The organism is Rhizobacter sp. P2_G4, assembly GCF_056403575.1.
This window is the reverse complement of the sequence record NZ_JBFUFG010000002.1, coordinates 587,581-611,100: the sequence shown is the minus strand read 5'-3', so window position 1 is coordinate 611,100 and position 23,520 is coordinate 587,581. Positions and strand designations below refer to the sequence as shown.

General features: G+C 66.2%; 24 protein-coding genes. 18 read left to right on the top strand and 6 right to left on the bottom strand.

Features of this window, described 5'->3' with window-relative positions:
- Positions 1–9 precede the first annotated feature (9 nt).
- The 4 genes from AC1DYS_RS09300 to AC1DYS_RS09285 all read left to right on the top strand — a co-directional run bounded on the left by AC1DYS_RS09300 (position 10) and on the right by AC1DYS_RS09285 (position 2,861).
- A complete protein-coding gene (locus AC1DYS_RS09300; RefSeq protein ID WP_477898269.1) occupies positions 10–690 on the top strand; it encodes a DUF2894 domain-containing protein in 681 nt (226 codons plus the stop codon).
- A gap of 56 nt (positions 691–746) precedes the next feature.
- Entirely contained in the window at positions 747–1,592 is an 846-nt protein-coding gene (locus AC1DYS_RS09295) for a ParB N-terminal domain-containing protein (protein ID WP_477898267.1), read from the top strand.
- A 132-nt stretch (positions 1,593–1,724) separates the two neighbouring features.
- Positions 1,725–2,501 (top strand): exodeoxyribonuclease III, encoded by a 777-nt coding sequence (gene xth / locus AC1DYS_RS09290; RefSeq protein WP_477898265.1) that lies wholly within the window; start codon positions 1,725–1,727, stop codon positions 2,499–2,501.
- 114 nt (positions 2,502–2,615) lie between these two features.
- On the top strand, positions 2,616–2,861 hold the full coding sequence (locus AC1DYS_RS09285) for a hypothetical protein (protein WP_477898263.1): 246 nt from the start codon (positions 2,616–2,618) through the stop codon (positions 2,859–2,861).
- 15 nt (positions 2,862–2,876) lie between these two features.
- Here AC1DYS_RS09285 and AC1DYS_RS09280 read toward each other — a convergent pair whose 3' ends face one another.
- Both AC1DYS_RS09280 and AC1DYS_RS09275 read right to left on the bottom strand, forming a co-directional pair.
- A complete protein-coding gene (locus AC1DYS_RS09280) occupies positions 2,877–3,509 on the bottom strand; it encodes a retropepsin-like aspartic protease family protein (RefSeq protein ID WP_477898261.1) in 633 nt (210 codons plus the stop codon).
- A gap of 3 nt (positions 3,510–3,512) precedes the next feature.
- Positions 3,513–4,001 (bottom strand): YajQ family cyclic di-GMP-binding protein, encoded by a 489-nt coding sequence (locus tag AC1DYS_RS09275; RefSeq protein WP_477898259.1) that lies wholly within the window; start codon positions 3,999–4,001, stop codon positions 3,513–3,515.
- A 113-nt stretch (positions 4,002–4,114) separates the two neighbouring features.
- On the opposite strand from AC1DYS_RS09275, the gene murB reads away from it, so the two are divergent.
- Both murB and AC1DYS_RS09265 read left to right on the top strand, forming a co-directional pair.
- Entirely contained in the window at positions 4,115–5,131 is a 1,017-nt protein-coding gene (gene murB / locus AC1DYS_RS09270; RefSeq protein ID WP_477898257.1) for a UDP-N-acetylmuramate dehydrogenase, read from the top strand.
- 13 nt (positions 5,132–5,144) lie between these two features.
- Positions 5,145–6,014: a glycine-rich domain-containing protein gene (locus AC1DYS_RS09265; RefSeq protein ID WP_477898255.1), complete on the top strand. Its 870-nt coding sequence runs from the start codon at positions 5,145–5,147 to the stop codon at positions 6,012–6,014.
- A gap of 12 nt (positions 6,015–6,026) precedes the next feature.
- Here AC1DYS_RS09265 and AC1DYS_RS09260 read toward each other — a convergent pair whose 3' ends face one another.
- Together AC1DYS_RS09260 and uraH are read right to left on the bottom strand one after the other, a co-directional pair.
- Positions 6,027–7,223, bottom strand: coding sequence for a urate hydroxylase PuuD (locus AC1DYS_RS09260; RefSeq protein ID WP_477898254.1), 1,197 nt, complete (start codon positions 7,221–7,223; stop codon positions 6,027–6,029).
- 52 nt (positions 7,224–7,275) lie between these two features.
- Positions 7,276–7,629 (bottom strand): hydroxyisourate hydrolase, encoded by a 354-nt coding sequence (gene uraH / locus AC1DYS_RS09255; protein ID WP_477898253.1) that lies wholly within the window; start codon positions 7,627–7,629, stop codon positions 7,276–7,278.
- A gap of 104 nt (positions 7,630–7,733) precedes the next feature.
- Between uraH and AC1DYS_RS09250 the strand changes: the two genes are divergently transcribed.
- From AC1DYS_RS09250 to AC1DYS_RS09195, 12 genes are all read left to right on the top strand, one after another.
- Complete coding sequence (locus tag AC1DYS_RS09250; protein WP_477898251.1) at positions 7,734–8,537, top strand: GntR family transcriptional regulator; 804 nt, start codon at positions 7,734–7,736, stop codon at positions 8,535–8,537.
- A 6-nt stretch (positions 8,538–8,543) separates the two neighbouring features.
- Positions 8,544–9,509 (top strand): allantoinase PuuE, encoded by a 966-nt coding sequence (puuE, locus tag AC1DYS_RS09245; protein ID WP_477898249.1) that lies wholly within the window; start codon positions 8,544–8,546, stop codon positions 9,507–9,509.
- 73 nt (positions 9,510–9,582) lie between these two features.
- Positions 9,583–10,590: a Bug family tripartite tricarboxylate transporter substrate binding protein gene (locus tag AC1DYS_RS09240; protein ID WP_477898247.1), complete on the top strand. Its 1,008-nt coding sequence runs from the start codon at positions 9,583–9,585 to the stop codon at positions 10,588–10,590.
- A 5-nt stretch (positions 10,591–10,595) separates the two neighbouring features.
- Positions 10,596–12,356 carry a 2-oxo-4-hydroxy-4-carboxy-5-ureidoimidazoline decarboxylase gene (gene uraD / locus AC1DYS_RS09235; protein ID WP_477898245.1) on the top strand — a complete coding sequence of 587 codons (1,761 nt, stop codon included), beginning with the start codon at positions 10,596–10,598 and terminating at the stop codon, positions 12,354–12,356.
- An 11-nt stretch (positions 12,357–12,367) separates the two neighbouring features.
- Complete coding sequence (locus AC1DYS_RS09230) at positions 12,368–13,591, top strand: M20 family metallopeptidase (protein ID WP_477899599.1); 1,224 nt, start codon at positions 12,368–12,370, stop codon at positions 13,589–13,591.
- 11 nt (positions 13,592–13,602) lie between these two features.
- Positions 13,603–15,120, top strand: a complete 1,518-nt coding sequence (locus AC1DYS_RS09225) for an ABC transporter ATP-binding protein (RefSeq protein WP_477898243.1) — start codon at positions 13,603–13,605, stop codon at positions 15,118–15,120.
- Positions 15,107–16,225, top strand: a complete 1,119-nt coding sequence (locus tag AC1DYS_RS09220) for an ABC transporter permease (RefSeq protein ID WP_477898241.1) — start codon at positions 15,107–15,109, stop codon at positions 16,223–16,225. The genes AC1DYS_RS09225 and AC1DYS_RS09220 overlap by 14 nt, the downstream gene beginning before the upstream one ends.
- Positions 16,222–17,142: an ABC transporter permease gene (locus tag AC1DYS_RS09215; protein ID WP_477898239.1), complete on the top strand. Its 921-nt coding sequence runs from the start codon at positions 16,222–16,224 to the stop codon at positions 17,140–17,142. Before AC1DYS_RS09220 ends, AC1DYS_RS09215 begins: the two co-directional genes overlap by 4 nt.
- A 62-nt stretch (positions 17,143–17,204) precedes the next feature.
- Positions 17,205–18,359, top strand: a complete 1,155-nt coding sequence (locus AC1DYS_RS09210; protein WP_477898237.1) for a BMP family ABC transporter substrate-binding protein — start codon at positions 17,205–17,207, stop codon at positions 18,357–18,359.
- A 64-nt stretch (positions 18,360–18,423) separates the two neighbouring features.
- The gene (locus tag AC1DYS_RS09205; protein WP_477898235.1) at positions 18,424–19,425 is read left to right on the top strand and encodes an aromatic ring-hydroxylating dioxygenase subunit alpha; all 1,002 of its coding nucleotides are present in this window, start codon (positions 18,424–18,426) and stop codon (positions 19,423–19,425) included.
- Between the two features lie 22 nt (positions 19,426–19,447).
- Complete coding sequence (locus AC1DYS_RS09200) at positions 19,448–20,509, top strand: adenosine deaminase (RefSeq protein ID WP_477898233.1); 1,062 nt, start codon at positions 19,448–19,450, stop codon at positions 20,507–20,509.
- Complete coding sequence (locus AC1DYS_RS09195) at positions 20,506–21,633, top strand: DUF3667 domain-containing protein (protein WP_477898231.1); 1,128 nt, start codon at positions 20,506–20,508, stop codon at positions 21,631–21,633. Before AC1DYS_RS09200 ends, AC1DYS_RS09195 begins: the two co-directional genes overlap by 4 nt.
- A 33-nt stretch (positions 21,634–21,666) precedes the next feature.
- On the opposite strand, the gene AC1DYS_RS09190 is transcribed toward AC1DYS_RS09195, so the two are convergent.
- Positions 21,667–22,047 (bottom strand): hypothetical protein, encoded by a 381-nt coding sequence (locus AC1DYS_RS09190; protein ID WP_477898229.1) that lies wholly within the window; start codon positions 22,045–22,047, stop codon positions 21,667–21,669.
- 17 nt (positions 22,048–22,064) lie between these two features.
- Entirely contained in the window at positions 22,065–23,450 is a 1,386-nt protein-coding gene (locus AC1DYS_RS09185) for an ammonium transporter (RefSeq protein WP_477898225.1), read from the bottom strand.
- Positions 23,451–23,520 lie beyond the last annotated feature (70 nt).

Sequence of the window (23,520 nt, the reverse complement as noted above, 5' to 3'; positions counted from 1 at the left end):
GGCTCACCGGTGTCCGAGGTGATCGATGGCGTCGATCCCGGTCGAACGCTCGCCGACTTGCGCGAGCGGGGCGCGCAAGCGTTCGACCCCGTCCGCTTCCGCTTCATCGAGGCCCTGGCCCGGCGCGCGGCCGCTCGTGAAGGCGCGGCGAGACGCGTGCTGGATGACAAGCTGGCAACGGTGCTGGCGGCCTTTGTCGAACAGCATGAAAAGGCCTCATCGGAGGCCGGCGACAGCCGTCGAGTCGACGCCGACGCGGAAGCCTCCCGCCCAAGCCCTCTGACCGAGCTCGTGCGACTGGTCGCCCTTCATTCGTCGGAGAAGGAAGGTGGCGGCTCGTCCCCTGACCTCGCTGCCAATGTCGAGCCAAGGGGCGAACTGAAAGCCCTCGGGTATTTCAGAAGCACCTGGTCCAAGCTCAACGTCGATCGACAGCTGACCCACTCATTGGCCGAGCTTCCGAAGAATGCGGGCCCGCTCAACTCTCAGCTGCTCGTGCTTCGATCGCTCGAGCTGATGCGTGAGGTCTCACCGGCGTATCTGCAACGGTTCATGACCTATGTCGATGCCCTGCACTGCCTCGAACAGGTGAACTCCGGCAACGCGCTGGCACCGGCAAACGCCGCGCCCAGCGAAGGCGACGCGAAACGCAAGCCCCCGCGAAACAAGTCAGGGCAAGGCAGCCCATAACCTCCGGGCCGCCCCTCCCTACAATGCGCGCCCTTTTGCATTCTTGAACCGGACCCATGGACATCGTCGTCAACGAAGACCTCAAAGCCTACATCGACCCGTTGACGCAGGACGAATGCGAAGCCCTAGAGCGCAGTATCCTGGCCGAAGGCTGCCGCGACGCGCTCGTGCTGTGGGGTGACGTACTCGTCGACGGCCACAACCGCTACGGCATCTGCCGCAAGCACGGCCTGCCCTTCCAGACGGTGCAGAACACGCGCTTCCAGTCCATTGAAGACGTGCACCTGTGGATGATCGACCAGCACCTGGGCCGGCGCAGCATCTCCGACTTCCAGCGCGGTGTGCTCGCCCTGCGCAAGCGGGAGATCGTGGCCGAGCGGCGCGCCCGCAAAGCCACGGCACCGGCAGAGCCGGCCGCGCAGGTGCCTGATGCGAGCGCCGGAACCGCGCAGACTTCGGCACCATTCGACACCCGAGAAGCCCTCGCCAAGGCCGCACGCCTCAGCAGCAACCAGGTCGTGCTGATCGAAAAGATCCAGAAGCAGGCAGCGCCCGAACTCGTGGCGGCCGTGAAGGCCGGCACGATCTCGATCAACGCCGCAGCCGCGGTGGCGAGCTTGCCCGCCGAGGAGCAGGTCGCAGCGGCCGCCGCCGGCAAGGACGAACTGAAGCAGGCCGCCAAGCGCGCGCGCGAAGCCAAGCGCAAGCCACGCAGCGAGTCCGCCGCCGCGTCGCAAGAGGCTGACGAGCCGAAGGCCACCGTGGAGTCTTTGCAGCAACGTGTTGCTGCCCTCACCGCAGAGAACGAGGTGCTGCGCCGGCAGGTGGCAGGGTTGGAAGAGCTGCTCCAGGCGCGCGAAAGCAGCGCCGAACAGGCCGCAGACGCCTCCTCGCCGTTCTAGGCAAGGTTGCCACCAAGGTCAGATCGGGACGAGACCGCGAGCCGCGCCACAATGTGCCAGCGGCTCATGACGCGGCTCTGCGCTTGAGCAGTCAGCAACCAGGTCGATAGTTTTCAACGAGTTACCCCAACCATGAAAATCGCCACCTACAACGTCAACGGCATCGGCGCCCGCCTGCCGCGCCTGCTGGAATGGCTGGCCGAATCGTCGCCCGACGTGGCTTGTCTGCAGGAGCTGAAGACGCCTGACGCCACCTTTCCCGTCGACGCCATCCGCGAAGCGGGCTACGGCGCCATCTGGCATGGGCAGAAGTCGTTCAACGGCGTGGCCATCCTGACCAAGGGCAGCGAGCCTGTGGAGCGCCGCCGCGGCCTGCCCGGCGACCCCGACGACTCGCACAGCCGCTACATCGAGGCCGAGGTCAACGGCATCGTGATTGGCTGCATCTACCTGCCCAACGGCAACCCCCAGCCCGGCCCCAAGTTCGACTACAAGCTCAAGTGGTTCGACCGCCTCATCGCCCATTCGGCCGAACTGCTGAAGGAAGGCAAACCCACCGTGCTGTGCGGCGACTACAACGTGATCCCCACCGACGAGGTCGCCGACATCTATTCCCCGGCTTCGTGGAAAAAAGACGCGCTGACCCAGCCCGAGAGCCGCGCTGCGTATTTCCGCATGCTTGAGCAGGGCTGGACGGATTCCATCCGCACGCTCCACCCAGACAAGCCGATGTACACCTTCTGGGACTACATGCGCCAGCGCTGGCAGCGCAACGCGGGCTTCCGCATCGACCACCTTCTGCTGACGCCGGACCTGGCCAAACGCCTCAAGGCAGCCGAAGTCGACCGCGATGCACGCGGAAAAGAGAAGGCCAGCGACCACGCGCCGGTGTGGGTGCAGCTGGCTTGAGTGGCTGAGGCGCGAGCTGCCTGCGTGCGTTTGTGCCGATTCGGCACTCGCTGAGGCGGCCGGCCCTCAAGAGTCGGTGCCAGCCGCCGAAGCCAAGGTCACTGGAGAACCACCTTGGCCATACTCTTCATCATCTCCGTGATGGGCGCCTGCCTCACGATCTTCCTCGCGCTGGTCGAAGGCGTTGCATCGATCCGCAGCAAGCCACGCTCGCTCGCGCACTCGATGCAAAGTGCTCCGAGCCTGGTGCTCGTGCCCATCGACGAACGACGCGCTCAGCGCGTCCGGTTCATCGGCACCGAACGCCGCCTGGCGCACCTGGCCGCCGTACCACGCGGAGAAGAGCGCCGAAGCGCTTGATCGGCAACGCGCCCGTCAGGGGCGCCGTTCCAGCGTCATGATGTCGTTCTCACGCTTCATCTGGAAGCGCGTGAGGAAGCTGTTGCCCAGCAGCACAAACGGCATCTGAGCCGGGATGACCAGCGCTTCGACGTTGTAGACCTGCACGTCGCCCACGCGCACCGACGTCAGCATCACGCGGTGCACCGGCACCTGGCCGTTCGCCGTGTTGGCCATGCCACGCTGACCGTCGCGGTACTTGAGGCCGATGCGCTCGGCGTCGACCTGGCTCATCGACACGGATGTGGCCCCCGTGTCGACCACGAACTCCACCGCTTTGCCGTTGATCGACCCGCCAGTGACGAAGTGGCCGCCCGGGCCGGCGGTGAGCACGATGCGCGAGCCACCGCCTTCGCTGTTGCCGCCACCCAGGTTGACCTGCGCGCCGCCCATCGGCAGCGCGACGCGCTTGCCGCCGAGTTCGACCACCGAGCCGTCGGCCGTCACGCTGATCAGCTTGACGCCCTGCACGGTGCTGCCTACCGCCACGGTGCGTGGGCTGCCGTCGATCATCAACAAGGCGCGGTCGCCGAGACGGCCGCTCATCGACACGGTTTGCGCATGCACTGCCGTGGCCAGGAGCCACAGCAGCAGCGCAGCGGCGCGCACGGCCTAGTCTCTGAAGTTGTCGAAGGACAAAGGCGCGTCGGGCACTTCCTCGCGGATGAGCGCCATCGCGGCCTGCAGGTCGTCTCGCTTGCCGCCGGTCACGCGGACCGAATCGCCCTGGATCGCGGCCTGCACCTTCATCTTGCTCTGCTTGATGAGGTTCTGGATCTTCTTGGCGGTGTCGCTGTCGATGCCGCTCTTGACGGTGATCAGCTGCTTGACCTTGTCGCCGCCGATCTTCTCGATCTTGGCTGTGCGGTCGAGAAAGCGGATGTCGACATTGCGCTTGGTCATCTTGGCCAGCAAGATGTCGAGCACCTGGCTGATCTGGAAGTCGCTGTCGGCGTAGACCGTGAGGTCTTTTTCCTTCAGGTCGACGCGCGCAGACGAGCCCTTGAAGTCGAAACGGGTGCCGATTTCCTTGGCGGTCTGGTCGACGGCGTTGCGCACTTCAACCAGGTTGGGGTCTAACACGGCGTCGAAGCTGGGCATGAAAGGTGTTCTCGAGTCGTTGGCACGGGCCGTCGCCAAGCCAATGACTTCTCACCTGTGGGGGCGCGTAAAGACGTCTTGGGGGCTTGGTGCGGATCAGCGAAAATTCTGCCATGCAAATCGAATCGGGCGTCAGCTTGAAACCCTATAACAGCTTCGGTCTTCCGGCCGTGGCGCAAACGCTGGTGCGCATCGCGAGCGACGCCGACGTGCGCCGCGTAGTCGACCACCCGCAGCTGGGGCGCTCGGCCAAGTTCGTGCTGGGTGGCGGCAGCAACATCATCCTCACGCGCGACATGCCGCAGGTGGTGCTGAAGGTCGAGGTGATGGGCCGCCGCCTGGTCGAAGAACGCCCGGACGCGTGGATCGTCGAGGCCGGTGCCGGCGAGAACTGGCACGAGTTCGTCGCCTGGACGCTGGCGCAAGGCCACCCCGGCCTGGAGAACATGGCGCTCATCCCCGGCACCGTGGGCGCTTCGCCGGTGCAGAACATCGGCGCCTATGGCATCGAACTGAAAGACCGCTTCGAGTCGCTCGATGCGGTGGACCTGGTCACCGGCCGCACCGTCACGCTGGGCAGCGAGCTGTGCGCCTTCGGCTACCGCGACAGCGAATTCAAGCGTTCGCTGGCCGGCCGCGTGGTCATCACCCGGGTGCGGTATCGGTTGCCCAAGCCGTGGCAACCGGTGCTCGGCTACCTGGAGATCGAACGCAAGATGGCCGAGACCGGCATCTTCACGCCCGATGCACAGCAGGTGTTCGACTGGGTCTGCGCCATCCGGCGCGCCAAGCTGCCCGATCCAGCCATGGTGGGCAACGCCGGCAGCTTCTTCAAGAACCCGGTGGTCACGCCCGAGCAGTGCCGCGACATCATCGGCCGCGACCCTGAGATCGTTCACTACCCGATGCCCGACGGCAGCATGAAGCTCGCGGCCGGCTGGATGATCGACGCCTGTGGCTGGAAGGGCAAGACCGTGGGCCGCGCCGGCGTGTACGAGAAGCAGGCGCTGGTGCTGATCAATCGCGGCGGTGCGATCGGGTCCGAGGTGATGACGCTGGCACTGGCGATCCAGGAGAGCGTGTACGGGCGCTTCGGCATTCGCCTGGAGCCCGAGCCCGTCGTCGTATGAGCACGCACGCCGCATGAGCGCCGTCCTGCGGCTAGGCGCGATGTCGTGGAAGCAGCAGTTGCTGCGCAACACCGGCAACTTCACCAAACTGCTGATCGTCGCGTGGGCGGTCGGCATCGGCGGCGCCGTGTTTCGCCTGTGGCACCTGCGGTCCATCGCCGTCATGAGCCTCGTGGTGCTCAGCTTCGGCGTGGTGATGCTGCGCCTCTGGGCACGCTGGCAGCGCGAGGTGGCGGTGCGCGAAGCACCGCTGCCGCAGTTCCTCAAGCGCAAGCTGCGCGAAACCTACCCGCAGCTGAGCGGCAAGGACTGCGATCTCGTCGAGCGCGGCCTGCGCCAGTTCTTCCTCGCGTGCCTGCGCAGCAAGAAGCAGTTCGTCGCAATGCCTTCGAAGGCCGTTGATGCGATGTGGCACGAGTTCATCCTGCACACCCGTGCCTACAACGACTGGTGCGAGCTGACGCTGGGCTGGTTTCTGCACCACACGCCAGCCGAGGCACTGGGCCCGCGCGCCCAGGGCAACGACGGCCTGCGCCGCGCCTGGTACTGGGCCTGCCGCGACGAGTCGATCCAGCCGCGCAACCCGACACGATTGCCGTTGCTGTTTGCGCTCGACGGCAAGCTGGGCATCGCCAACGGCTTCACGTATGTGCCCAATTGCCGCGACATCGATGCCAAGAACGCCCGAGGCGGCGACAGCAGCGGCAGCTATTGCGGCACCGACTTTTCCAGCGATTCGTTCAGTGGAGACTTCAGCAGCATCGGCGGCTCGGAGTCATCCAGCAGCAACAGCGGCTTCGGCTCATGGTCGAGCGACGGCAGTAGCAGCGATGGAGGCAGCAGCGACGGCGGCGGGAGCAGTTGCGGAGGCGGCGGAGACTGAACGCCGGCGCGCTCAGTGCGCCGCGCCGGCCTCGAACCACCGCTTCAACAGTTCACGCTCCGCCGGGGTCATCTGCGTCGCGTTGTTCATCGGCATGACCTTGAGCACCGCCGCCTGCTGATAAGCCGCCTGCGCATTTCGCAGCAGCAGCTCGGGCGTGTCGAGCTGGATGCCTTTGCTGGCCATCTGCTCGTTGTGGCACAGCACGCAGCGCTGCGTCACCACCTGCCGGACCTGCGCGAACGTGGGTGCTGCGCTGGTCGCGGATGCTGCAGGCAAGGCCGTGGGCATGGCCGCGCCGACCACGCCAGCCAGCAGCACCACACCCACGATCGCGTAGGCCCACGGTACCGGCTGTCCGGTGGCGAGCGCCCGGTGCCGCAGCACGAACGACTGCCGGATCAGCGCGCCCGACAGCATCAGCATCACCAGCACCACCCAGTTGTTCGGCCCGCTGTACAGGAAGCCGTAGTGGTTGCTCAGCATCGCCAAGATCACCGGCAGCGTGAAGTAGGTGTTGTGCACACTGCGCTGCTTGCCGCGCTTGCCGTAGACCGGGTCGACCGGCTGGCCCGCGCGCAGGGCCGCCACCACCTTGCGCTGGCCGGGGATGATGACCATCAGCACGTTGCCGCTCATGGTCGTGGCGATCATGGCGCCCACGAGCAGGAAGGCAGCGCGCCCGGCGAACAGGTGGCACGAGAGCCAGGACGCGAAGACGATGAACACGAACACCAGCGCGCCGACGATCATGTCGCCGTTCTTGCGCTGGCCGAACACCCGGCAGATGCCGTCGTAGATGGCCCAGAAGGCAACGAAGAAGCCGAGCGAGGTGGCGACGGCCGCAGCCGGCGACCAGTCGTGAACGTTCTTGTCGATCAGGAACGTGCTTGCGTTGAAGAGGTAGAGCACCGTGAACAGCGCAAAGCCGGTGAGCCAGGTGGAGTAGCTTTCCCACATCGACCAGTGCAGCTTCTCGGGCAGCGTGGCCGGTGACACGGGGTACTTCTGCTGGTGATAGAAGCCGCCGCCGTGCACCGCCCACATCTCGCCGCCGATGCCCTTGTCGCGCTCCTTCTCGTCTTGCGGCGGCGTGAGCCCGTTGTCGAGCGCGACGAAGTAGAACGACGCGCCGATCCATGCAATGCCGGTGACGACGTGCGCCCATCGCAGCAGCAGGTTGAGCCAGTCGAGCAGGTACGCGTCCATCCGCGGAGTTCCTTTGTATACAGTTCAGGCCGCGTTCAGCCGCTGAGTTTTCTCAGCTGCCGCGGTAGGTGGAATAGGCCCAAGGGCTTGCGAGCAGTGGCACGTGATAGTGCTGCTGCGCGTTGGACAGGCCGAAGTCGATCGGCACCACATCGACAAACGGCGGCTCGGGCAAGACAACACCGCGCCCGCGGAAGTAGGCTGCCACCTCGAACAGCAGCCGGTAGGTACCGACAGTGAACGTTGCATCGTCGAGCAGGGGCGCGTCGGCACGGCCGTCGTCGTTCAGCGTGAGCTGCTTGATGAGCGTGGCCTGGCCTGCTTCGACCCGGTAAAGCGCCACCCGCATGCCGGAGGCGGGGCAGCCGTTCATGGTGTCGAGCACGTGCGTGGTGAGTTTGCCCATGGTGTCTGCCTTAGGATGGGGTTGCAAAATGGGTTGCAAGACGCGCAAAAGTGTATACAGTTTGCAAGCCGTCGGATGACAATTTCGCGAGCTCTTGCTGCCCCATGCCCCGCCCTGCTGCCAAATCTGCCGCTGCCCCAGCCAACGCCCTGCGCGCCATTCAGCCGGCGGACAGGGGCGCACACTCGGGTGCAAGCAAGAAGCAAGTTCCGCGCACGGCAGCCGCAGCCGACGACACCCAGCTGCTGAGCACCACCCACCGCATTGCCGAGTCGATCACCGCTGCCATCGTTGAGCGCCGGTTGATGCCTGGCACCAAGCTCGCCGAGCAGAAGATCGCAGACATTTTCAAGGTGTCGCGCACCATCGTGCGGCAGGCCCTGCACCAGTTGAGCCGAGACAAGCTGGTGACGCTGGAGCAAGCCCGCGGCGCGCGTGTGGCGCAGCCCAGCGTCGAAGAGGCGCGGCAGGTCTTCGAGGTGCGCCGCATGCTCGAGAGCGCCATGATCAAACGCGCAGCGACCGAGCTCACCGCGCAGCAGTTGGGCGACCTGCGCGCTCATCTGCGCGACGAGCAGGCCGCCGTGCAGCGCACCGACGTGCCGGGCCGCACGCGGCTGCTGGCCGACTTCCACGTGGTGCTGGCCCGCATGCTCGACAACGAGGCACTGGCCGACATCTTGCGAGAACTGGTGTCGCGCAGCTCGCTCATTTCCCTGATGTACCAATCCGCCCATTCGGCCGAGCATTCGTTTGCCGAGCACGTGGCCATCGTCGACGCGCTCGAGAAGCGCGACGCCCGTGCCGCCGTCAAGCTGATGGAAAGCCACTTGCACAACGTCGAGCGCAACCTGAGACTGAACCCGCGGGTCCCTGACCTCGAAACGGTGTTGCGGCCAGAAAGTTGAAACCCCATGAGCACTGCTGAAGACCCCAAGAACTACCCTCGGGACATGGTCGGCTACGGCCGCAACCCGCCGCACGCGCAATGGCCAGGTGGCGCGAAGATCGCCGTGCAGTTCGTCCTCAACTACGAGGAAGGCGGCGAGAACAACCCGCTGCATGGCGACCCGACCACCGAGACCTTTCTCTCCGAGCTGATCACCGCCCAGGCCTACGAGAGCCGCCACATGACGATGGAGTCGATGTACGAGTACGGCTCGCGCGTCGGTGTGTGGCGCATCCTGCGCGAGTTCGAGAAACGCAAACTTCCGCTCACCGTGTTTGGCGTCGGCATGGCGCTGCAGCGCTACCCCGAGTTGCTGGCCGCGTTCATGGAAAACGGCTATGAGATCGCGAACCACGGCCTGCGCTGGATCCACTACCAGAACCTGCCCGAGGCCACCGAGCGCCGCCACATCGACATCGGCACCCACGTGCTGAAAGACATGACCGGCGGCGCCTGGCCGCTCGGCTGGTACACCGGCCGCGACAGCCCCAACACCCGCCGCCTGGTGGTCGACCAGGGTGGCTACGAATACGACAGCGATTACTACGGCGACGACCTGCCCTTCTGGATGCCGGTCACCAAGAGCGATGGCAGCACCGTGCAGCACCTGGTGGTGCCCTACTCGCTCGACACCAACGACATGCGCTTCGTGCAGGCGCAGGGGTTCAATACCGGCGACCACTTCTTCACCTACCTGCGCGACAGCTTCGATGCGTTGTATGCCGAGGGCCAGGATGGTGATCAGAGAGGCGCCCCCAAGATGATGAGCATCGGCATGCACTGCCGCCTGCTGGGCAAACCCGGGCGCATCGCCTCGCTGCAGCGCTTTCTCGACCACGTGCTAGCGCACGACAAGGTGTGGGTCTGCCGCCGCATCGACATCGCCCGCCACTGGAAGCAGACGCACCCTTTCACGCCGACGGTGCGCTGAAGGCGCCGGCTGGAACGGGTCCGAAGCTTGCGAAGAGACGGTCTCCTGTTCCTCCACCTCGAAAGGACACCGCATGCGCGCCCCCACCTTCTCCAGCAGCTTTCAACTGTCCAGCCGCCTGAGCCGCCGCCAGGCGCTGCGCCTGGCCGCAGGCTCCGCCGCCACGCTGGCGCTGCCGGCCTTCGCTGCGTACCCCGAGAAAGCCATCAAGATCATCGTCACATTCGCCGCTGGCGGGGCCAGCGACATCGTGGCGCGCGTTGTCGGTGAGCAATTGAGCAAGAAGCTGGGCCAGCCGGTCATCGTCGACAACCGGCCGGGCGCCGGCGGCAGCGTGGGCGGCAGCGCCGTGGCGCAGGCGGCGCCCGACGGCTACACGCTCATGCTGTCGAACTCGACCCCGATCTCCATCGGCCCGTTCGCCCTCGAAAAGCAGCCCTACGACCCGCTGGCCGACTTCACCCACATCGCGGCCATCGGCTCGGCACCCTGTGTCGTGATGGCCAACCCGGCGGCCGGCATCAACAGCATCACCGAGCTCGAAGCGCTGGCGAAGAAGTCCGGCACGATGCAGTTCGGCTCGGGTGGCCCGGCGTCCATCGGCCACATCTACGGCGAGCTGATGCAACGCAGCATGGGCGTCAAGATGACGCACGTCCCCTACCGCGGTGGCGCGCCCATGACCACCGACCTGATCGGCGGGCTGATCCCGGTCGGCATCGACGTGGTGACCGCCTTCGTGCCCTACTTCAAAAGCGGCCAGATCAAGCCGCTGGCCATCACCTCCGCAAAGCGCTCGCCGCTGGTGCCCGAGGTGCCGACCATCGCCGAGGCCGGTTACCCGAAGCTCGTGCTCGACAATTTCTTCGGCCTCACCGGCCCCGCCAAGATGCCGCCCGACGTAGTGGCACGCCTCAACAGCGCCGTCAACGAGGTGCTGGGCCAGGCTGACATCCAGAAGCGCCTGCTCGAGCTGGGCGTGACCGAAACCCCGGGCAGCTCCGACGCCTTCACCAGCTTCGTGCGCGCACAGGTCGGCGCGCTGCAGCCGGTGGTCAAGGGCGCCCGCATTACCCTCTGATACTCATGCCCATCACGCTGAAGCAACTCAACGAGGCCGCGCCCGAGCAGGCGCTGGCCCTGCTCGACGGCCTGTACGAGCACTCGCCCTGGATCGCCGAGCAGGCGCTGCGCCGGCGCCCATTTGCTTCGGTGCCACAGCTCAAGCAGGTTTTGATCGAGGTGCTGAAGGCGGCGGGCCGCGAGGCACAAGTCACGCTGGTGAGAGCCCACCCCGAGCTCGCAGGCAAGGCGATGGTGAGCAAGTCGCTCACCGCCGAATCGACCCTCGAGCAGACGAAATCCGGGCTGACGAACTGCACGCCCGCCGAGCTTGCGCGCATCCAGCAGCTCAACGCCGAGTACAACGCCAAGTTCGGCTGGCCCTTCATCCTGGCCGCGCGCGGCCCGCGGGGCACGGGGCTGACCCGCACCGAGATCATCGACACCTTCGCGCGCCGGCTTGAGAACCACGCCGACTTCGAACTCGCCGAGTGCCTGCGCAACATCCACCGCATCGCCGAGATCCGGCTCAACGACAAGTTCGGCATCGAACCCGTGCTCGGCAACCAGGTCTGGGACTGCGCCGAGCTGCTGGCCAAGCACAGCGACGTGCAAGGCGCGCTCACCGTCACCTACCTCACTGAAGCGCACCAGACCTGCCAGTCGCAGCTGCAGCGCTGGATGCGTGAATGCGGTTTCGACGACGTGCAGGTCGATGCTGTCGGCAATGTCGTTGGCATTTATCACGGAGCCGACCCGAACTCGAAACGCCTGCTCACCGGCAGCCACTTCGACACCGTGCGCAACGGCGGCAAATACGACGGCCGCCTCGGCATCTTCGTGCCCATGGTCTGCGTGCACGAGCTGCACAAAGAGGGCAAGCGCCTGCCCTTCGGCGTGGAGGTGATCGGCTTCGCCGAAGAAGAAGGCCAGCGCTACAAGGCCACCTTTCTCGGGTCAGGCGCGGTCATCGGCAAGTTCGACCCCACGTGGCTCGGCCAGAAAGACGCTGACGGCATCACCATGCGCGAAGCGATGGTCGCCGCCGGCCGCAAGCCCGAGCAGATCGCGGCGATGAAGCGGGACCCGGCCAGGTACCTCGGCTTCGTCGAAGTGCACATCGAGCAAGGCCCGGTGCTCAACGAGATCGACTTGCCGCTGGGCGTGGTGACGTCCATCAACGGCAGCGTGCGCTACGTCGGCGACATGATCGGCATGGCCAGTCACGCCGGCACCACGCCGATGGACCGCCGGCGCGACGCGGCAGCGGCTGTCGCCGAACTCGTGCTCTACGTCGAGAAGCGCGCAGCGCAGGCACCTCACTTGGTGGGCACCGTCGGCATCCTCAGCGTGCCCAGCGGCTCGATCAACGTGGTGCCGGGGCGCTGCCAGTTCAGCCTCGATCTTCGCGCCACCACCGACGAGGCACGCGATGCCATTGCGCGCGACGTGCTCGCCGAACTGCAGCGCGTCACCGAGCGCCGCGGCCTGCATTGCAAGCTGGAAGAGACGCTGCGCGCGAGCGCCGCACCCAGCTCGCCCGAATGGCAAGCGAAGTGGGAGCGCGCCGTCGAGTCCGTCGGTTTGCCGGTTCACCGCATGCCCAGCGGCGCGGGGCACGATGCGATGAAGCTGCACGAGGTGATGCCGCAGGCCATGCTCTTCGTGCGCGGCGGCAACTCGGGCATCAGCCACAACCCGCTGGAAACCATCACCAACGACGACGCGCAACTTTGCGTGGACGCGTTCACCCACCTGCTGGAACAACTCGCTCACCCTGCATGACCAAAGACAGCATGACCCGCTACGCCGAACTCGACGCCTGGATCGACGCGCACTTCGATGACGAAGTGAAGTACCTGCAAGCCCTGGTGCAGGTGCCTACCGACACGCCGCCGGGCAACAATGCGCCGCATGCCGAGCGCACGGCCGAGCTGCTGTCGGGCTTCGGCTTCACTGCAGAGAAGCACGCGGTGCCGGCCGACGAGGTCAAGGCCTACGGCCTCGAATCGATCACCAACCTGATCGTTCGCCGCAAGTACGGCGAGGGCAAGACCGTCGCACTCAACGCCCACGGCGACGTGGTGCCGCCCGGCGAAGGCTGGACCCACGGCCCCTACAGCGGCGACGTGGCCGACGGCAAGCTCTACGGCCGCGCCTCGGCCGTGAGCAAGAGCGACTTCGCGAGCTACACCTTCGCGGTGCGTGCGCTGGAATCGCTGGGCGCTCCACTGAAGGGCGGCGTCGAGCTGCATTTAACCTACGACGAAGAATTCGGCGGCGAACTCGGCCCCGGCTGGCTCTTGAAGAAGGGGCTCACCAAGCCCGACTACCTCATCGCCGCCGGCTTCAGCTACCAGGTGGTCACCGCCCACAACGGCTGCCTGCAGATGGAGGTGACGGTGCACGGCAAGATGGCGCACGCCGCCATTCCGAGCACCGGCGTTGACGCGCTGCAAGGCGCGGTCGCCATCCTGAATGCGCTGTACCACCAGAACACGCTGTACCAGCAGGTCACCTCGAACGTCGAGGGCATCACGCACCCTTACCTGAACGTGGGCCGCATCGAAGGCGGCACCAACACCAACGTCGTGCCGGGCAAGGTCGTGCTGCGGCTTGACCGCCGCATGATTCCGGAAGAAGACCCGATCGTGGTCGAAGCCTCCATCCGCAAGGTGATTGCCGATGCAGCCGCATCGAAGCCCGGCATCACGGTCGACATCAAGCGCCTGCTGCTAGCGCGTGCGCTGCAGCCGCTGCCGGGCAACCAGCCGCTGGTCGAGGCGCTGCAGAAGCACGGCCAGGCGGTCTTCGGCGAAGCCATTCCCACCTCGGGCACGCCGCTCTACACGGACGTGCGGTTGTACTGCGAGCAAGGCATCCCGGCGGTGATCTACGGCGCGGGGCCGCGCACGGTGCTGGAGTCGAACGCCAAGCGCGCCGATGAGCATGTCGTGCTCGATGACTTGAAGCGCGCCACCAAGGTGGTGGCACGGTCTTTGTATGACCTGCTGAGCTAACGAGACACTCCATGCTCCGCCTCGAACTCATCAAGCTCAGCAAGACCTACCCCGCGGTCAAGGCCAATGACCAGGTGAGCCTGCGCGTGAAGCCTGGCGAAATCCACGCGGTGCTGGGCGAGAACGGCGCCGGCAAGTCGACGCTGATGAAGATGATCTACGGCGCCGTCCGCCCCGACGAAGGCCAGATCTGCTGGAACGACAAGGAAGTGCAGATCCGCAACCCGCAGGAGGCACGCGCACTTGGCATCAGCATGGTGTTCCAGCACTTCAGCCTGTTCGACACCCTCACCGCGGCCGAGAACGTGTGGCTGGGCCTGGACAAGAGCTACACGCTGGCCGACGTGACGAAGCGCATCGACCAGGTGTCGAAGGAATATGGGCTCGACGTGGAGCCGATGCGGCCGGTGCACACGCTGTCGGTCGGCGAACGCCAGCGCGTCGAGATCGTGCGTGCACTGCTGACCAAGCCTCAGCTGCTGATCCTCGACGAGCCGACCTCGGTGCTCACGCCGCAGGCGGTGGAGAAGCTCTTCGTCACGCTGCGCAAGCTCGCAAGTGAAGGCTGCTCCATCCTCTACATCAGCCACAAGCTCGATGAGATCCGCGCGCTGTGCCACCACTGCACCGTGCTGCGCGGCGGCAAGGTCACCGGCGAGGTCGACCCGACGAAGGAGACCAACGCCAGCCTGTCGCGCCTGATGATCGGTGCGGAGCCACCGCAGCTGCAGCACGTGCAGGCCCGCCTCGGCGACACGGTGCTCGACGTGCGCGATCTCTCGCTCGAGAAGCTGCAGCACTTCGGCATGAGCCTGGCTCACATCAGCTTCAACGTGCGGGCCGGCGAGATCGTCGGCATCGCTGGCGTCTCGGGCAACGGGCAGCAGGAGCTGATGGCGGCACTGTCCGGAGAAGACACACGCGCCGCACCGGATTCGATCCACCTGTTCGGCAAGCCCATCGGCAGCCAGCCGCCGGCCCGTCGCCGCCGCGAAGGCCTGCATTTCGTGCCCGAGGAGCGGCTAGGCCGCGGCGCCGTACCCACACTGCCGCTTGCGGCCAACACGCTGCTCACGCGCGACGAAGCCGTGCGCGGTGGCTGGATCCGCGTCAACGAAGTGCGTGCGTTGGCCGAGAAGCTGATCGCCAACTTCAACGTCAAGGCCGGCGGGCCCGATGCCGCGGCCAAGAGCCTGTCGGGCGGCAACCTGCAGAAGTTCATCGTCGGCCGCGAGATCGACTCCAAGCCCAAGCTGCTGATCGTGTCGCAGCCCACCTGGGGCGTCGACGTGGGCGCTGCAGCGCAGATCCGTGGTGCGCTGCTGAAGCTGCGCGACGAGGGCTGTGCCGTGCTGGTGGTCAGTGAAGAGCTCGACGAGCTGTTCGAGATTTGCGACCGGTTGGTGGTCATTGCGCAGGGCAAGGTATCGCCGAGCATCGCCACCTCCCAAGCCACCATCGAGCTGATCGGTGCATGGATGTCGGGCTTGTGGACCGCCAAGCCGGAGGCCGAGCATGCTCAAGCTTGAGGCGCGGCCACAGCCATCGAAGGCGATGTCGTTCGCGTCGCCGCTGATCGCGTTGGCGCTCACGGTGGTCGTGGCGGCATTGCTCTTCGTCGTGCTGGGCAAGGACCCGCTGGTCGGGCTGGGCGCCTTCTTCGTCGAGCCGCTGCGAGGCGTTCGCCAGCTCACCGAGGTGGCGCTCAAGGCCACGCCGTTGATTCTGTGCGCGCTGGGTCTCGCGGTTTGCTATCGCTCGAACGTGTGGAACATCGGCGCCGAAGGCCAGTTCCTGCTCGGCGCCATCACCGCAGGCGGCCTCGCACTGTGGGTCACCACCTCGGGCATCCATACCTCGCGCTGGGTCTGGACGCCGCTGATCCTGCTCGCCGGTGTGGCGGGCGGCATGGCGTGGGCGGCCATCGTCGCGCTGCTGCGCGACCGCTTCAACGCGAGCGAGATCCTGGTCAGTCTGATGCTGGTGTACGTGGCACAGCAGCTCGTCAACTACCTCGTGTTCGTGCCCTGGAAAGACCCGATGGGGTTCAACTTTCCGCAGACCAAGACCTTCGACTCGTCCACCTGGCTCGAGATGCTGGTGCCGCGTTCGCGCCTGCACATCGGCTTTGCCATCACCCTGGCGCTGGCGGGCGTGTTCTGGGCCTTCCTGTTCCGCTCGTGGCGCGGCTACCAGCTGCAGGTGGGCGGGCTCGCGCCGGCCGCGGCGCGCTACGCCGGTTTCTCTGCACGCGGCGCGTTGTGGACCTCGATGCTGATCTCCGGCGGCATGGCCGGCCTGGCCGGTGCGATGGAAGCAGCCGGGCCGCTGCGCCAGCTCACGCCACACGTCTCCACCGGCTACGGCTTCACCGCGATCATCGTGTGCTTCGTCGGGCGGCTGCACCCGGTGGGCATCGTGTTCTCGGGGCTGCTGCTGTCGATGTTCCTCATCGGCGGCGAGCTCGGCCAGTCGCGCCTCGGCCTGCCCAACGCACTGACCGGCGTGTTCCAGGGCCTGCTGCTTTTCCTGCTGCTGGCCTGCGACACGCTCATCAACTACCGCGTGCGCTGGCAGGCCACGCGGCATGTGCCGAAGCCAGCCACAGCGACCATCACCAAGGCGTCGCCATGAACGAAATTGCGCTGCTGATCGCCGCGACGCTGGCCTCGGGCACCACGCTCGCGATGGCCGGCCTCGGGCTGCTGCTGAACGAGAAAACCGGCGTGCTCAACCTCGGCGCCGAAGGGATGATGCTGGTCGGCGCGCTCGCCGGCTTCGGCGCCGCGTACGCCAGCGGCAACGACTGGGTCGCCTTCGCCGCCGGTGCGGCCGCGGGTGCGGTGATGGCCATGGTGTTCGGCGTGCTGGTGATCTGGCTCAACACGAACCAGTACGCCACCGGCTTGGCGCTCACGCTGTTCGGCGGTGGCTTGTCCGCCTTCGTCGGCACCAATTTCGCGGGCAAGACGCTGGGTGACCGCGGCAGTGTCGGCATCCCCGGGCTGATGGACGTGCCGTTCCTCGGACCGGCCCTGTTTCGCCAACACCCGATGACCTACATCGCCATCGCGTTGATGTTTGCGCTCGGCTGGTTTCTCTACCGCAGCCGCTCGGGGCTCGTGCTGCGTGGTGTGGGCGAGTCGCCCGAGTCGGCGCATGCACTGGGTTACCGCGTGCGCTGGATCCGCCTCGGCGCGGTGATGGCCGGCGGTGCGCTGTGCGGCATCGCGGGTGCCTATCTGTCGGTGGTGCGCGCGCCGCTGTGGGTCGAAGGCGTGACGGCCGGCAGCGGCTGGATCGCGCTCGCACTCACCACCTTCGCCACCTGGCGACCGGCACGCGTCTTGCTCGGTGCCTATCTGTTCGGCGGCGTGACGATGCTCCAGTTTTATCTGCAAGGCGAAGGCGTCGAAATCGCGAGCCAGTTGCTGGCCATGCTGCCCTACCTCTCCACCATCGTCGTGCTCGCCCTGATCTCGCGCAACCCCACCTGGATCCGCATCAACATGCCGGCCTCGCTGGGCCGGCCCTTCCATCCGGGTTCATGACAAGATAACGCCCCTGCCCGCATTCCACCCCAACCACCACCGTTCCACCCCGAGGAGAAACCATGTTCGTTGAACGCAAACGCGCGCTGATGAAAGCCGCGGCGCTGTCGGCCCTGGCCATTGCGGCCCTGGCCGGCTGCAGCAAGAAAGAAGAAGCTGCACCAGCAGCCGCCGCCCCGGCCGCATCTGCCGCCGCTGCACCGAAGGCCGATCCCGTGAAGGTCGCCTTCGTCTACATCTGGACGGCTGGCGACGCCGGCTGGACCTTTGCGCATGACCTCGGCCGCAAGGAAGTCGAGGCCGAGTTCGGCGACAAGGTCAAGACCACCATCGTCGAGAAGGTGCCCGAGGGCGCCGACGCCGAGCGCGTGATCCGCGACCTGGCCGCACAAGGCAACAAGATCATCTTCGCCACTTCGTTCGGCTACATGGAGCCGATGCTGAAGGTGGCCTCCGAATTCCCTGACGTGAAGTTCGAGCACGCCACGGGCTACAAGACGGCGCCCAACATGGGCATCTACGACTCGAAGTTCTACGAGCCGGCCTACATGGCGGGCATCGTGGCGGGCAAGATGACCAAGACCAACACGTTGGGCTTCGTCGGTTCTTTCCCGATCCCCGAGGTGCTGCGCAACATCAACGCCTTCACGCTGGGCGCGCAGAGCGTCAACCCGAAGGTCAAGACCAAGGTAGTGTGGGTCAGCACCTGGTCCGACCCGCCGAAGGAAGGCGACGCCGCCCAATCGCTGATCAACGGCGGCGCCGATGTGCTGCTGCAGAACACTGATTCCACCGCCGTGCTGCAAACGGCCGAGAAGAACGGCAAGTACGCCTTCGGCTGGGACAGCGACATGAGCGCCTTCGCCGCCAAGGCCCACCTGGGCTCGGCCGTCGCCAACTGGGGCGGCTACTACAAGCAGGCCGTCAAGAGCGTGATGGACGGCACCTGGAAGACCGACCGCACCGTCTGGGGCGTGAAGGAAGGCATGAACGACTTCATCAAGCCGGCTGAAGCCGTGCCCGCCGACATCAAGGCCAAGATCGACGAGATCAAGGCCGGCATGAAGGCCGGTACCTTCGAGGTCTTCACCGGCCCGATCGTCGACAGCACCGGCAAGGAGCGCCTCGCCAAGGACGCCAAGGCCGACCAGGAATGGAAAGACAAGGTCGACTTCTACGTCAAGGGCGTTGAAGGCAAGATCCCGTCTGCCAAGTAAAGGCTGCTGCGGAGAAGCCGTCTGACGCCCTGGCGCCAGACGGCTTTTTTCATCAAAGATTCCCATGATCGAAAACACGCTGTTCCACCCCGTTTCGCTGGTCACCGACCTCGGCGAGAAGCCGCTGGCCACCCACCTGATGGGCCAGGACCTCGTGCTGTGGCGAGACTCCACCGGCGCGGTGCACGCTGCCGCCGACCGCTGCCCGCACCGCGGTGCGGCGTTGTCGATGGGCCGCGTGCAGGGCGACGCACTGGAGTGCGGCTACCACGGCTGGCGCTTCGATGGCCGCGGCCAATGTGTCTCGGTGCCGGCGGTGCCGCATTTCCAGCCACCGGCCACGCACCGCGCCTGCGCCTACAGCGCGCGCGAGGCCTACGGCTTGGTGTGGGTGGCACTGAAAGCCGATGTGCCTGACGACGAGCCCGGCCTGCTGCCCGATTTCGCAGCCGAGCACGACGCCCGGCTGCGCAAGGTCAACTGCGGGCCGTATGAGGTGGCGACCAGCGCGCCGCGCATCATCGAGAACTTTCTCGACATGTCGCACTTCGGCTTCGTGCATGAGGGCTGGCTCGGCTCGCGCGACACCACCGAGATGATTCCGTACAAGGTCGACGTCACGCCCACCGGCTTTCTCGCCACCGAATGCAAGGCCTGGCAGCCGCAGTCGAGCCTCCACGCCACCGACGGCGCGATGGTCGAGTACACCTACGAGGTGAACGCGCCCTACACCTGCGTGCTGACCAAGGTGCCCGAAGCTGCTTCGGTGGCGCTGGCCGACTTTCGCGAGTCGATCGCGCTCTTCGTGTGCCCGCTCTCGCCCGAGAGCAGCCGCGTGTGGATCCGCCTTGCGATGAACGATTTCGAATCCAGCGACAAGAAGCTGCAAGACTTCCAGGACACCATCTTCCTGCAAGACAAACCTGTGCTCGAATCGCAGCGTCCGCGTTGCTTGCCGATCACTTCGGCGGCGCCCGTGACTGAGCTGCACAGTGCTGCCGACCGCAGCTCTGCCGCGTACCGCCGTTACCTCGGCGAGCGCGTCATCACCTTTGGAGTGTGCTGATCTGGCACCTTGGAGAACTGAAATGACGACCCTTCCCGACAACGCCGCCAGCATCCCGCGCGAGAAGCTGCCGGCCCTGCTGCGCGCCATGCCCAAGGCCGAGCTGCACATCCACATCGAAGGCTCACTCGAGCCCGAGCTGATCTTCGCGCTGGCCGAGCGCAACGGCGTCAGCATCCCCTACCCGAACGTCGAAGCACTGCGCAAGGCCTACGCCTTCACCGACCTGCAGAGCTTTCTCGACATCTACTACGCCGGCGCCAGCGTGCTGCTGAAGGAAGAGGATTTCTTCGACATGGCGATGGCCTACTTCCACCGCGCCAAGGCCGACAACGTGGTCCACGCCGAGCTCTTCTTCGACCCGCAGACGCACACCGAGCGCGGCGTGAGCTTCGAGACAGTCGTCACCGGCCTCACTCGGGCCTGCGACACAGCGAAGCGCGAGCTCGGCGTCAGCGCGTTGCTGATCATGTGCTTCTTGCGGCACCTGAGCGAAGAGGCGGCCTTTGCCACGCTCGAAGAATCGCTGCCCTACCGCCATCAATTCGTCGGCGTCGGCCTGGACAGCGGCGAGCGTGGCAACCCGCCCGACAAATTCGCGCGCGTCTATGAACGCTGCCGCGCGCTCGGCCTGCACCTCGTGGCCCACGCGGGTGAAGAAGGCCCGCCCGACTACATCTGGGACGCACTCGACGTGCTCAAGGTCGAGCGCATCGACCACGGCGTGCGCTGCCTCGAAGACCCGCGCCTCGTGCTGCGCCTGGCCGCGATGCGCATGCCGCTCACGGTGTGCCCGCTGTCCAACGTGAAGCTCTGCGTCTTCGGCACCATGGCCGAGCACAACATCGCCACGCTGCTCGAAGCCGGCCTGTGCGTGACGGTCAACTCCGACGACCCGGCCTACTTCGGCGGCTATATGAACCAGAACTTCCTCGAGACTTTCGAGGCCCTGCAGCAGCTCGACGCACGCCACGCCTGGCAGCTGGCAAGCAATAGCTTCGAAGCCAGCTTCGTCGACGCCTCGACCAAGAGCGCCTGGCAGCAGAAGCTGGCCACGGCCTTCGCGCAAGCCGCCAGCGCATGAGCGACGAGATCGAAGCGGCGGGCGCCCTGGCCACCGCCACCTTGGCGGCCAACGCGCTGCCGGGGGCTGACGGCCATGCCCAGGGCACCCACCACTCGACCTGCCGCAACTGCGGCGGCGCCCTGGCAGGCGCCTATTGCAGCGCCTGCGGCCAGCCGGCACACCTGCACCGCTCTCTGCTGCACTTGGCCGAAGAGGTCCTGCACGGCCTCTACCACTTCGACGCCAAGGGCTGGCGCACGCTGCCGCTGCTGGTGGCACGGCCGGGCCTGCTGACCCGCCGCTACATCGACGGCCAACGCACGCGCTATGTCTCGCCACTGGCGTTGTTCCTGTTCACCGTGTTCCTGATGTTCCTGGTGTTCTCGTTCACCACCCGGTCGCCGATCGACATGGTGCCCACCAGCACCACGATCGCCAGCACCCCTGCCGAGTTGCAAGCCGAGGTGGCCAGGGCACAAGACAAGGTGGCCACCGCCCGCGCCGCGCTGGAGGCCGCGCGGCAAAGCGGTGGCGACGCTGCCCAGGCGCGAGAAGACCTGGCCGAGGCTCAAGGCAACCTGCGGGAAGCGGAGAAAGAACTCCGCCAGCCGGTCACGCCGCAAGGCCATTCAGCCATTGGCCCGGGCGGTGCAGCGAGTGGCGTCGTGGACACCGGCTGGCGCGACGAACTGCGCAACCTGCACGTCAACACCGGTCACCCGCGGCTGGACCAAGCCATCCGCCGTGCTGCCGCCAACCCGGAGCTCACGCTCTACAAGCTGAAGAACGCGGCCTACAAGTTCTCGTTCCTGCTGGTGCCAATCTCGCTGCCGTTCCTGTGGCTGATGTTCTTCTGGCGGCGCGGCATCGTCGTGTACGACCACGCGGTGTTCACGCTGTACTCGCTGTCGTTCATGTCCTTGCTGCTGATCGTGGCTGCACTGCTGTCGGCTGCGCACGTGCCGTCGGGGCTGCTCGAGTTGCTGGTCTTCGTGCCACCGGTTCACATGTTCCTGCAGCTGCGCGGAACGTACGGGCTGTCGACGTCGTCGACCTTGTGGCGAACCTTCGCCTTGATGGTTGCGGCAACCCTGGTGCTCACCTTGTTCACGCTGATCATCATCGCGGTCACCATGGGCTGATACGCCCGGCGATTCAGCGCAACTCGACGCTACCTAGCGCAAGCCGTCGGTGTACTTCTTCATCATGCGGGCCTTGAGTTCGGCCTCTTCCTCTTCCAGGCTGCGAGCCGGCGCAGGCGCGGCCGGCTTGGCGGCCTGTGGCGCTGCGGCGCTGGGTGTCGTTGCCGGCACCGCGGGCGAGTCGGCCACACGGGCACCGTGGTAGCGCTGCGCCACATAGCCGGCGTACTCGCGCAGGCGCGGGTCCTGGCTGCTCAGCGCCTGGTCCATCACTTCGCGCGCATAGGCGAAGTCATGCAGGAACTGGCGGACGTCGAGCGCGCGCCCGAACTCGCGCCGCATGGGCACGATCATGCGGACGACGTAGTTCATCAACTTGCTGTCGTCGTCGGCGCTCATGGAGGTGGTGACCATCGGCGAGGATTGGACACTCAGGCTTGCGAGGCAGACGCCGTGGGCGCCAGCATTTCACCGTGCTCGGAGATGTCGAGCCCCACGTTCTCTTGAGCGGCACCCACGCGCAGCTTCATGACCATCGAGATCGCTTTCAGGATGACCCAGGTCATGCCACCGGCGTAGGCGAACACAGCGATTGCGCCTGTGCCGTTGGTCCAGACCGTGGCCGTGACCGGGGCGATGGCCACCAGCGCGAACACCGGCGTCAGCAGGGTGCCGATCAGGCCGCCGACGCCGTGCAGTGCAAACACGTCGAGCGAGTCGTCGATGCCGGTGAGCGACTTGAAGTACACGACCGAGAAGAAGCAGATCACGCCGGCCGCACACCCGATGGTGATGGCGCCATTGATGCCGACGTAGCCGGAGGCCGGCGTCACCGCGATCAACCCGGCGATGGCGCCAGACATCATGCCGAGCACACTCCACTGACCGCGGCGCACGTATTCGCAGAAGCCCCACAGCATGGCGCCCGCGCAAGCGGCCACCTGGGTCGAGAGCAGCGCACCCGCGGCACGCGGGCTGGCCTCGAAGGCCGAACCTGCGTTGAAGCCGAACCAGCCGGCCCACAGGAGGCCGGCGCCCAGCACCGTGATCATCAGGTTGTGCGGCACCATCGGCTCCTTGCCGAAGCCACGGCGCGGGCCGAGCACGATGGCTGCCACCAGGCCGCTGACGCCCGAGGCGATGTGCACCACGGTGCCGCCGGCGAAGTCCATGTGGCCCATCTTGGCGAGCCAGCCGTTGGGGTGCCAGATCCAGTGGGCGATCGGCGCGTAGACCAGCAGCATCCAGAAGGCCGAGAACACGATGGTCACGCCGAGCCGCATGCGTTCGGCCGTGGCACCGAGCACCAATGCGAAGGTGATGATCGCGAAGGACAGCTGGAACAGGAAGAACACCGACTCGGGAATGGTCGGTGCCACCACATGGGCGCCGACGCCGTTGCCGATCAGGCCGGCCGCAAAGAAGCGCGAGGTGTCGCCGAACCAGGGCCCGCCCGCGGTGAACGCGATGGAGTAGCCGAACATGGCCCACATCAGCGTGATGACGGAGGCCGATGCGACCGTGTGCGCCACGATCGAGAGCGCATTCTTCGTGCGCAGCATGCCGCCGTAGAAAAGGATGATGCCGGGCATCGTCATCAGCATCACGAGCACGGTGGAGATCAGCATCCACGCGGTGTCGGCGCCGTTGAAGGCAGGGGCAGCTGGAGCGACAGCTGCAGCCAGCGCAGGTGCCGATGCAGCCGCCATCGCGACAGGCGCACTGGCTGGAGAGCTCTGGGCCTGCGCCGCAGCGCCGGTCAGCAAGGCGCTGGCGAGCAAGGCGCCAACGGTCATCCAGCGTGCAAGTCGGTTCATCAGCCCACCTCAGGTTGTCAGAACGTGTGCGGGATTCTTGAAGCGGCACCTGGAAATGGCAACCAAAAAT